8 protein-coding genes are annotated in these 10,999 nt (G+C 67.4%); 3 read left to right on the forward strand and 5 right to left on the reverse strand.

What is annotated here, in order from left to right; genetic code table 11:
- Positions 1–60: 60 nt before the first annotated feature.
- Entirely contained in the window at positions 61–1,914 is a 1,854-nt protein-coding gene (locus BMX43_RS08855; protein WP_091300447.1) for a cation:proton antiporter domain-containing protein, read from the reverse strand.
- Between the two features lie 98 nt (positions 1,915–2,012).
- Positions 2,013–5,132 (reverse strand): hypothetical protein, encoded by a 3,120-nt coding sequence (locus tag BMX43_RS20385; protein ID WP_091300451.1) that lies wholly within the window; start codon positions 5,130–5,132, stop codon positions 2,013–2,015.
- A 174-nt stretch (positions 5,133–5,306) separates the two neighbouring features.
- Between BMX43_RS20385 and BMX43_RS08865 the strand changes: the two genes are divergently transcribed.
- Positions 5,307–5,993, forward strand: a complete 687-nt coding sequence (locus BMX43_RS08865) for an SIMPL domain-containing protein (RefSeq protein ID WP_091300454.1) — start codon at positions 5,307–5,309, stop codon at positions 5,991–5,993.
- 153 nt (positions 5,994–6,146) lie between these two features.
- Here the strand turns inward: BMX43_RS08865 and BMX43_RS08870 are convergent, their stop codons facing one another.
- Together BMX43_RS08870 and BMX43_RS08875 are read right to left on the reverse strand one after the other, a co-directional pair.
- On the reverse strand, positions 6,147–7,439 hold the full coding sequence (locus BMX43_RS08870) for an O-acetylhomoserine aminocarboxypropyltransferase/cysteine synthase family protein (RefSeq protein WP_091300457.1): 1,293 nt from the start codon (positions 7,437–7,439) through the stop codon (positions 6,147–6,149).
- An 83-nt stretch (positions 7,440–7,522) separates the two neighbouring features.
- Entirely contained in the window at positions 7,523–8,524 is a 1,002-nt protein-coding gene (locus BMX43_RS08875; protein ID WP_091300461.1) for a hypothetical protein, read from the reverse strand.
- Between the two features lie 86 nt (positions 8,525–8,610).
- Between BMX43_RS08875 and BMX43_RS08880 the strand changes: the two genes are divergently transcribed.
- A complete protein-coding gene (locus tag BMX43_RS08880) occupies positions 8,611–9,018 on the forward strand; it encodes a hypothetical protein (RefSeq protein WP_091300465.1) in 408 nt (135 codons plus the stop codon).
- 84 nt (positions 9,019–9,102) lie between these two features.
- On the opposite strand, the gene BMX43_RS08885 is transcribed toward BMX43_RS08880, so the two are convergent.
- A complete protein-coding gene (locus BMX43_RS08885) occupies positions 9,103–9,900 on the reverse strand; it encodes a dimethylarginine dimethylaminohydrolase family protein (RefSeq protein WP_091300468.1) in 798 nt (265 codons plus the stop codon).
- Between the two features lie 122 nt (positions 9,901–10,022).
- Between BMX43_RS08885 and murB the strand changes: the two genes are divergently transcribed.
- On the forward strand, positions 10,023–10,961 hold the full coding sequence (gene murB / locus BMX43_RS08890) for a UDP-N-acetylmuramate dehydrogenase (RefSeq protein ID WP_091300471.1): 939 nt from the start codon (positions 10,023–10,025) through the stop codon (positions 10,959–10,961).
- Positions 10,962–10,999 lie beyond the last annotated feature (38 nt).

Consider the following 10,999-nt stretch of genomic DNA (forward strand, 5'->3'; position numbering starts at 1 on the left):
CCCCTCTGGGCTTTCAGCCCGCCCCGACGGAATTGGCCAACGCGACGGCAGGCAAGCGCGTCACTGCGCGGCCTTGTCGGCGCCGATCTCGTCCTGATCGTCCAGCAGGGCGGTGCGCAGATCCTCGTCCAGCTGGCGGGCGCGGGCGACATAGGCGGGGTTGTCGTGGACGGGCTTTCCCGGCTCCCATAGCTCTGCCAGATCGCGCATCGCCGCGCGATCAACCTTGAAATAGGTCTGGCTCAGCTTGGCGGCCTCGTATTCGGTAAAGCCCATGTTTTCCAGAACATAGCGCCCCGCGCGGATCGAGCTGTCGAAGGTTTCGCGCACGATGTCATCCGCCCCGGCGCGGTAAAGCTCGTAGACATGCACCCGGTCATAGGCGCGGGCGACGATATGCAGATCGGGCCGGGACTTGCGGGCAAACTGCACGATCTGCGTGGCGCGGGCGGCATCGTCTACGGCCACGACAAGGATCTGCGCGCTGGCCAGCCCTGCCGCCAGCAGCAGATCAGGGCGGGCCGGGTCGCCGTAAAAGCCCTTGATGCCAAAGCGGCGCATCCGCTCCACCGCTGCGGCATCGGCATCCAGCACCACGGTCTGCAGCCCGGCAGATCGCGCCATCCGGTTCACCACCTGCCCGAAGCGGCCGATCCCGGCGATGATCACCGGGCCCTTCTCGTCGATTTCATCGGGGGTGCGGTCGCTGTTGCGGGCATTGTGGTGGTGCGACAGGCGTTCATACAGCAGGAACAGCAGCGGCGTCAGCAGCATCGACAGGCTGATGACCAGCAGGGCACGTTGCGCCACTGGCTCGGGCAGGATGCCTTGCGTCAGCGCGAAGCTGACGATCAGGAAACCGAACTCGCTGCCCTGTGCCAGACCGAAGGTGAACAGCATCCGGTCGCGCCCGCGCAGACGGAAGATCCGCGCCAGCGTGTACAGCACCAGCGCCTTGGCGGTGATCAGCCCCAGTGTCAGCGCAAGGATGCGTGGCGCCTGTGTCGCAAACAGCGAGATGTCGATACTGACGCCGACCGTCATGAAGAACAGCCCCATCAGGATGCCCTTGAACGGTTTGATATCCGCCTCGATCTGGTGGCGGAACTCCGAATTGGCCAGCACCACCCCGGCGATAAAGGTGCCAAGCGCGGGCGACAGGCCCACCAGCATCATCAGAAAGGCAATGCCCAGCACCATCAGCAACGAGATGAAGGTGCCCATTTCCGGCAGGCGCGAGGCATGGACAAAGCGGAACACCGGGCGGGTGAGGAAATGCCCGGCCAGCACGATGCCCGCCACGATGGAAAGGGTCAGCCCGGTCACCGCCCAGCCGGGCAGCGATTGTACCAGCGACAGCAGCGGCTCTGCCGCACCCTCGGTTGCCGGGGGCTGGATCGCCCGGGTGGCCAGCAGCGGAATCGCCGCCAGCATGGGCACCACAGCAATATCCTGCGACAGCAGCACGGCAAACACCGAACGCCCCCCCGCCGTGCGCATCAGGTTCTTCTCGCTCAATGTCTGCACCACGATGGCGGTGGAAGAGAGCGAGAACAGCAGGCCCAGCGTCACCGCTACCTGCCAGCGCCCGTCCATCGCCAGGACGATGGCGCCGATCAGGCTGGCTGACAAAGCCACCTGCAAGCCGCCCAAACCCAGCAGCCGGTGGCGCATCTCCCACAGGGTGCGCGGCTCCAGGTCGAGCCCGATCAGGAACAGCATCATCACCACGCCGAATTCGGCGAAATGCTGCAGGTCATGAGTTTCCGATCCGGCCAAGCTAAGGGCCGGGCCGAGCAGCAGTCCCGCCGCCAGATACCCCAGAACAGACCCCAATCCGGCCCGCACGGTCAGTGGCACGATCAGGACTGCAGCGCCCAGATAGACGCTGGCCTGAAGCAGAAAACTCTCCATGCGCCCCTTATCCGCATTGAGGCGGAGGCTGGCAACCGGGCAGGGTGGCAGAGGCGTAACAATATGACCCGATTTGCAACAATCGGTGTGCGCTGCCGTCAGCCGCGCGGCATGGCAAGGGTGACCATCCGGCCGCCCTTCTTGTAGCGCAACTCGTCATCTGTGATCGCGGCGATGGTGCCGCCGTCGATCCGGTCGCCGACGCGGACCTTCTTGTATTTTCCGGCCGAGGTGCGGATCAACGCATAGCGTTTGGCGGGCGTGCCATAAACACCGATCAGGTTGGTTTTTCCAAGGTCTATGGCGTTGACGAAGGTCGCGTTCTTGGCAACCGAAGCCTTGGAGGGCACCTTGGGCGCCGCGGCCGCGGCGGCCACCTCGGGTTCCTCATCCTCACCGGGTACGGCCTTGCGCGCGGTGCGCTTCGGCTCTTCCGGTGCGGGTTCCGGCTCCGGTTCAGCCAGTTTCACGGTGGCGCGGGGGGCGGCGGCCTCGGCCAGCGCTGCCTCGACCGCTTTGGAGAAGTTGCGCGGCTTTTGCGGCGGCAGCCGCGAGATGGCTACGGCCTGTGGGCTGATCGGTCCTTTGGGCGCAGCATCCTCTTGCGGCGCCGTCTCTGCCAGGGCTTGGGCAGCGGCGGCGGCGGAAAGGGAGGCGGCTTCGGCGACGCGCTGCGCCTCTTCATCCAGGCGGCGGGCTTCGGCGGCAGCGACAATACTTTGTGGCCGGGCGCGTGGCAGGACGCTGGCCAACCGGCTGTCCACTGGCGGGGCCAGCGCGGCATCATCCGCCGGGGCTGGCACCAGACCGGCAGGGCGCGCGCGCGGGCGGAAGCCGGACAGCGCCGGATCGGCGACAGGAGGAGCCGCGGCTGCCGCTTCGGGCGTGGTGTCGGCCGCTTCCGCCAAGGCCGCAGCATCCGGCGCGACCGCAGTGGGCGCCAAAGCCGCAATGCTGGCCGGGCGCTGTGGCGGCAGGATGGGCGGCGGACCCGCCACCAGATTATAGCCTTCGGGCGTGACGATTCCCTCCACCGTGGGTTTGATCAAGCCATTGGCATCAAAGGCATAAATCGTGCCAAAGGGCGGCGGCGGCAGCGGCGCCACCGGGGCCGGGTCGGCTGCGGTCTGCGGTTGTTCCAGCGCCAGTGCATCCAGTGCGGCGGGCGGCTGGTCCATGGTGGACAGGATGATCTCGTCCTGATCGTTGGGCAGCAGCACGGGGGCCGCCCCGGCCTCGCCTGCCGCTTCGGGCAGCGGCGCTGCGGGCGCTGTCGCGGGTTCGGTCATCACATCCTCGGGGGCGATGCCGTCAGCGGCGGCCTCGTCCTCGGGGCTGGGGATGTCCGTGATCGGCGCAATAGCGGGATCGGAGGCGGCTGCATCTGCCGCAGGCAGGGCCGCAACTTCCACCTCGGGGGCGGGATCGCTGCTGCGGGCCAGATAGATCGAGGACCATGCGCCGATCAACACAAGGATCAGCAGCAGGATGCCGGTCAGGATCAGGCCCAGATAGCGCGGCTTGCCGCGCGCGGGCCGGGCCTTCGGCGTAAAGGGGGCGGCCTCGGCCATGGCGGCGGGGGGCGGGGCGACCAGCGTTTCCACCGGCAGCGGCGGCATGACCGGCGGCTTGGCCGCGGCTGTGACGGGGTGCTGCGGCGGTGGAGTGGGCTTCACGCGCCGCCCGCCCATGCCCGGAATGGTGGGCGCCGTCACCTGTGCACCCTTGGCCGGTCGCGGCGGCGCCGCGACCTTGGGTGCCGGGCGTGCGGGGGCGGCGGCAACCTGTGCCGCCCGGCGCGCAAGGGCCGAGGGCAAGGCGGGCGGCGCCTGACGCGCGGCAGCCCGCGCCGCCGCCAGGGCCGGGGGCAGGGCAGGCGGCAGATCATCCTCGGGCAGCGCGTTCAGTGTCGGGTCGTCATAGGGATCGTTGTCCGGGTCGCCCGGCAGATCATAGGCGCGCGGCGCCGGGGCCGAAGCCGAAAGCGGCGGTGGCGTCAGCGGTGCTGACGGTGCCTTGCGCGCGGTGACCGGCGGCTCTGCCACCGGCGCCGCACCGGGTTTGGCCGCACGGCGCCGGCGCGAGGCGAAGCTGGCCGCAACCGAAGGCGCTGCCGCAATCCCCGCCGCAGGAGCGGTCACGGGCGGAATCACCTGCGGGCTGACCGGCGTTTCGGCCGCGTCCGTCTCGAACATTGCCTGCAGGCCATTTGCCGCAACGGGGGCATCCGGCAGGTTCAGATCGGGAATATCCAGATCCGCCGCCGTCAGGTCGGGAAAGTCGATCTCGATGAACGGCGCTTCCTCCTCGTCCGGCGGGGCGTCAAACTCTGGTGGCGCCTCGAACGGCAGTTCGGGGGCCAATTCAGGCGCGACCTCGGGCGATTCGGCAGGCAATTCGGGGGGAGGCGCGACCGGCTGTTCGGGCGTTTCCGGCTCGGGAAGCTCCCGCGCCGGCAACTCTGGCGTGGGGACTTCGGGCCAAAGCGGCTCCGGTTCGGCTTGTGGCACTTCAGGCTCCGTCGGGGCCACGGCAGGCTCGTCCTCGGACGGCACCTCTGTCGGGGCCACGGCGGGCGCGGGCTCCGGCTCCGGTGCAAACGCGGGGTCCGGTGCAATCTCGGGCGGCACGTCGATTTGCGGCTCTGGCGCGGATGCGGCCAGACGCTCGCCCCGGCTGAGGATCTGCACTGCTTCGCTGTCGCGCTCCACCTGCTCGCCCTCGGGCAGCAGGCTGGGCGCCAGCTCCGACGGGCCGAACCACGGCTCGCCCTCGAACCGCGCATCGCCCGGCAGGGCGGCGAAGGAAATCGGGTTCAGCCGGAAACTCGCCGCGAAATCCTCGGCCTCCTGCAAGGTTTCGCGCGCGACGACGGCCACCTGGACATGCGGCCCGTCGCCCGACCAGTCGAACACAAGTTCGTTCACGTCATAGGGGGTGCGCCCCTCCAGCGCGCGGCGGATCTGCGCATCGCGGTTCAGATCGTCCGGCCCCGGCGCGTCCAGCGTCAGATACAGGATCTGCGAATTGGGGATGATGATCTTCGTGGCCACCCCATGCGGCGCCAGCCCAAGGGCCGAGCGGCGCAGATAGCTCATCGCTTCGCCCAGATCGGGCGTATCCAGCGGGCTTGCGCCGATCTCCAGCCAGCCGCGTGCCGTGCGGTGCAGCAAGGCGACGCTGTCATCGGTGATGTGAAGAGCGAAATTCGGTTTCATTGCACAGGTCTAGCACGGCTTGGGGCAGCGCGGGGAGTCGCGCGCGCGCAGTCGCCCCGTCACTATAGCAGCTTTCCGCCGAAGGGAAGGAAAACACCCGTGAGCGGGCCCTGCCATGGCTTGCGCCGCGCGGCCCGGCGCCCACATCTTGCACAAGATCAAGGAGAACGAGTGATGCGGATCTGGACAATGGCCGTGATGACGGCGGGGATAAGCCTTGCGGCGCTTGGCGCGCAGGCGGGGCAGATCACGGTGACGGGCGAGGGCCGGGTAGACGGTGCGCCCGACATGGCGACGGTCAGCCTTGGTGTGACGACCGAGGGCGAGACGGCCGCCGCCGCGCTGTCGGCCAACAGCGCCGAACTGGCCAAGGTGATGGACCGGCTGACCGGCGCCGGGATCGCGGCGCGCGATATCCAGACCAGCGGGCTGTCGCTGAACCCGAACTGGCAGCAGGACAGCACGGGCAGCACGCCACCGCGAATCGCGGGCTATGTCGCCTCGAACATGGTGACGCTGCGGGTGCGGGCGCTGGAGGGTTTGGGCGGCGTGCTGGATGCGGCCGTGCAGGATGGTGCCAATACGCTGAATGGGGTGGAATTCGGCCTGTCCGAACCCGGCCCCGCGCTGGACGAGGCGCGCCGCCGTGCCGTGACCGACGCCAAGGCGCGCGCGGCCTTGCTGGCCGAAGCGGCAGGCGTGGCGCTTGGCCCCATCGCCTCGATTCAAGAGGGCGGCGGCCTCGTGGCGCCGGTGCCGATGATGCGGATGGCCGCCGATATGGCCGGGGCGCCGCCGATTGCGGCGGGCGAGGTGACGATGACGACCAGCGTGACCATCGTCTGGGAGATCAAGGAGTAAGCGCCGAAAGAAGGCGGGGGCGCTGCCCCCGTCGCCTGCGGCGACTCCCCCGGAGTATTTGGGCCAGGGTGAATGAGGAAGGGGGCCGCCAGTGAATATGGCAAATTCAACGGCCTGCCGCCCGGCGCCGCCCCTGCCGCGCCGGGCGTTTTTTCAGGCGGTGGCGCGGGCCAATGCCTGATCCAGATCGGCGATGATGTCGGCGACATCCTCGATCCCGATCGACAGGCGCACCACATTCGGTGCGGCCCCGGCGCGGATCTGCGCCGCCTCGTCCAACTGGCGGTGGGTGGTAGAGGCCGGGTGGATGATCAGAGAGCGGGTGTCGCCGAGGTTGGCGACGTGGCTGAACAGGGTCAGGCTGTCCACCAGCCGCACGCAGGCCTCGTAACCGCCTTTCACGCCAAAGGTGAACAGCGCGCCAGCGCCCCTCGGCACGATCCGCGCCACGCGGTCGTGGTATGGCGACGAGGCCAGCCCCGGCCAGGTGACGAAATCGACGCGCGGATCGGCCTCCAGCCATTCGGCGACCACTTTCGCGTTTTCCACATGGCGCTGCATCCGCAGGCCCAGCGTCTCGATCCCCATCAGCGTGTAATGCGCGCCTTGCGGGTTCATCGTCATGCCCAGATCGCGCAGGCCGACGGCGATGGAATGGAAGGTGAAGGCCATGCCCCCCAGCGCCGCATGGAAGTTCAGCCCGTGATAGGCGGGCTCGGGTGCGGCCAGCGACGGGAACTTGCCCGAGGCCGACCAGTCGAACGTGCCGCTGTCCACCACCACGCCGCCGGTGACAGTGCCGTTGCCGGTCAGGTATTTGGTGGCGGAATGGACGACCAGCGTCGCCCCATGCTCGATCGGTTTGCACAGGTAAGGCGTGGCCGTGGTGTTATCGACGATCAGCGGCAGGCCAACGTCCTTCGCCACGGCCGAAACCGCATCCAGATCGGTGATATAGCCGCCCGGATTGGCGATGGTTTCGCAGAAGATCGCGCGGGTGTTCTCGTCCACCGCCGCCTTCAGCGCCTTCAGATCATCGAAATCGACGAACTTGGCCGACCAGCCGAACTTCCTGATCGTATTGGAGAATTGCTGGATCGTGCCACCATAGAGCCGGGTGGAGGCGACCACATTGCAGCCCGGTTGCATCAGCGGGAACAGCGCCATGATCTGCGCCGCGTGCCCCGAGGAACAGCAGACGGCGCCCACGCCCCCCTCCAGCGCCGCGACGCGTTCGGCCAGGGCCGAGACGGTGGGGTTGGTCAGGCGGGAATAGATGTAGCCAACCTCTTGCAGGTTGAACAGCGCCGCCGCGTGATCGGCATCGCGGAACACATAGGCGGTGGTCTGGTAGATCGGCACCTGCCGGGCGCCGGTGGCGGGATCGGGTTTGGCCCCGGCATGGATGGCAAGCGTGTCAAAGCCCATCGGGCGCGCGTCGGTCATGGTAATCCTCCCATTACGAATGGGGCGGAGGTTAGGGGATGGTGGCGGGCGCGGCAATGGGGAGCAGAGGGGGGAGGCCGGGATCAGCGGAACCAGCAGTTTTCCCGTTTCAGGGTGTTGCGGATCACCTGTTCGCGTTTCGGCAGGGCGGCGCGATCAAACAGGCTGCGGGCCTTTTGGCCCTTGGGTTGATAGACCAGACGCTTGAAGGGTTCGTATTCCTTGAGGATTTTCTTGATCGCCTGCGGCGCGCAGACCGTTTCCAGCACCTGCACCGCCAGATCGCTTTCGCGGGCATAAAGCAGGCTGAGGCTGCGGTAGTGGCAGGTTACAGCGCCATCCAGCCCGGCCAGGTCCGGGCCGGGGCGGCCACCGCCGAAGGAATGGATGACCAGCGGCAGCGCGACCTGATCGAGCCAGGGGTTAAGCTCCTGACAGACAAGGGGTTCTGGCCGGTTGTTGCGAATTTCGCGGGCGTAATCGAGGAAGCGTGCGCCGAAGGCGCGGGGGCTTTCGTGGAAGAACCAGCCCGCGTTGAAATAGAGGTAGCGCTGCCAGTATTCATCGGGCTGGCTGCGGTCGAGCGAGCTTTCATAATCCAGCCCGAACCGGTCATAGAGCGATTTCCAGATCGCGCCGTAGCCCGGCCCGTAAAGCTCGATCTGCGGCCAGGTGTTTTCGCGGCGCATCGAGGCGGAAGGTTTTGAAAAATCGAAGAAAACCTGATCGAAACTGCCGGTGATCAGCGTGTCGGTGTCAAGGAACAGGAAGGGTTCTTCCGGCAGGGCGGTGATCGCCTCGATCTTGTTGCCATGGGGGTAGGATTCACCGAATACCTTGTTTTCAAAGGGAATGATCTCGGCCCCGAGGCTTTCCAGCAGGGCGCGGGTGGCGCTGTCGGTCAGGCGCGGGTCGGTGGACCAGCGGGGGCCGGGCTGGGGTTCGGCGAGGTAGAGCTTGCCTGCAAAGCCGGGGTTGGTGTGGCGCAGCGAGGCGGCGAGCAGCACCGCCTCGTATTGCAGACGCCCGCCCTGAAGCACGGCGAGGATGTTGAATGTCTGCCCGGAGGCGGGATGCTGTGGCATGATGAACGGGCTCTGCTTCTGGCCTTTGGCGGAACTATAGGCGGGAAGTGGGGGTGAGGAAAGCTGAATTACGAAAGGATTTCAGGATGTTCCGGGCGGTTGTTATTGCGGCGCTTCTGGTGCCGGGGATGGGGTTGGGGCAGGGGTTGACCACGGCGGCGGAGGTGAAGCCGATCTTTGCGGCGACCAAGGCGAGTTGGATTGCGGTGCGGGAATGGGAGGGGCAGGATCTGATCTATTTCACCCAGATCGAAAGCTGGCGCTGTGGCGTGGCGGAGGTGCGCTATGCGGTGAATGGCGGGGCGGAGCAGGTCTGGGCGATGGACCCGTGTTTCACCGGCACGGCACAACCCAATGCGGTTTCGGCGGACCGCATCCCCTATACCGTGTTGCCGCTGCGATCTGTGCAGCAGGTGGATGTGGTCGTGGTGTTCGAGGATGGCACCAGCGACAGCGCGCATTACGAGCGCGCCGCGGTGCTGATGCCGGGGTGAGGAGGCGCGGCGGCCGAGCTGAAAACAGGGGGGTGACATCGGTGCACCCCCGGTACACCCCCCGTGCCGCAGCGGTGCCGCGTTTTACGGCTTGGAGGTGAAGCGCAGCGACAGGCAGGACATGCCGCCGTCAAGCTTGGCACATTCGCTGTTGCCGATCTCGCGCAGGTCATACCCGGCGGCCAGCAGGGCGTCGCGGGTGCGGGGGAAGCCTGCGGGCATCAGCACCACATCGTTGAAGCGGATGGTGTTGGCGGCGGCCTCCTCGCCTTCCGCCACGTCGATCAGGCGGTAGCCCGTGAAGCAGCCGGTGGCGGACAGGCGGCGGGTGGCGAGGATGGTTTCGGCGTCGAGCAGCGAACAGTCGGTCTTGAAATGCAGCACGCCGGGGGGCGTGTGAACCTCGCGCACGGTTTCGCCCCAAGGGGCCACAAGCGCGGCCAGTTCGGCGATGCCTGCGGCATTGGTGCGGGCGGAACGGCCGACGAGGATTTCGGTTTCGGTCATCAGGATGTCGCCCGCCTCGATGAAGCTGTCGGGGCCGCTGATCCGCTTCACATCTGCATAGAGCGCCTCAAGATGCGGGGCCATTTCGGCGGCCTCGCCCAGACGGGAAGGGGCGCCGGGGCGCATGGTGACAGCGCCGGAGGGCAGGCAGAGCGCGGTATCTTCGACAAAGACGGAATCGGGATAGGCATCCAGCGCGTCAAGCTCGATCACCGTGGCGCCGGTGGCGCGCAGGGCTGCGATATAGGCGGCGTGATGCGCCTGCATCAGCGCAAGGTCGGGCGTGCCGGTATCGACGGCGCGCAGGCCCGCGATGATCGAGGCGGCGGGTTTGCGGGTGATGGCATGGGTGAAGCGGTAGGACCGATCAGACATGGGGGCTCCTTCTGTTGCGCCAGAAATAGCTTGGCGGGGCGGGGCGCGATTGTCCGGGCGCGACGCGGCAAGGTCGGCGTGCGGCTCTTGATGCGTGGGGCGGCAGCGGTTAGTCAGGCGGAATGAGCGATCTGGCAAATTCCCTTCCGGCTGTGCGTGGCACGCTGACCCCGAACCGGCCTTTGGCCGATCTGACCTGGCTGCGCGTGGGCGGGCCTGCCGACTGGCTGTTCCAGCCCGCCGACGAGGCCGATCTGTGCGATTTTCTGGCGGCGCTGCCCGAGGATGTGGCGGTGTTTCCGATGGGCGTCGGGTCCAACCTGATCGTGCGGGATGGCGGGTTGCGGGCGGTGGTGATCCGGCTGGGGCGCGGCTTCAACGGCATTGCGGTCGAAGGGGAGCGGGTGATCGCCGGGGCGGCGGCGCTGGATGCGCATGTGGCGCGCAAGGCCGCCGAGGCGGGGCGCGACCTGACCTTCCTGCGCACCATTCCGGGCAGTATCGGCGGGGCCGTGCGGATGAATGCGGGCTGCTATGGGCATTATGTGGCGGATTTTCTGGAGGAAATCCGCATCGTGACCCGAGCGGGCAAGGTGGAGGTGCTGCCGGTGGCGGCGCTGCACCTGCGCTATCGGCAATCGGATCTGCCGGAGGGGGCGGTGGTGGTTTCGGCCACGTTCCGGGCGCCTGCGGGCGATGCGGCGGCGCTGGAGGCGCGGATGGCGGATCAACTGGCCAAACGCGATGCGAGCCAGCCGACGAAAGACCGTTCCGCCGGATCGACCTTCCGCAATCCGGTGGGCCATTCGTCCACCGGGCGGGCCGATGACAGCCATGATCTGAAGGCGTGGAAGGTGATTGACGAGGCCGGGATGCGCGGCGCGCGGCGGGGCGGCGCGCAGATGAGCGAGATGCATTCCAACTTTCTGATCAATGCCGGGGGCGCCTCGGCGGCGGATCTGGAAGAATTGGGCGAGGACGTGCGAAAAAAGGTTTTCCAACACAGCGGGATCACGCTAGAGTGGGAAATCATGCGCGTCGGTGAACCGGCGGCAAAATAACAAGAATATCGGGGCGTCAGACCCTGAAGAGGCAGTAA

Source organism: Gemmobacter aquatilis (assembly GCF_900110025.1).
In the GTDB taxonomy this organism is placed as follows: domain Bacteria; phylum Pseudomonadota; class Alphaproteobacteria; order Rhodobacterales; family Rhodobacteraceae; genus Gemmobacter; species Gemmobacter aquatilis.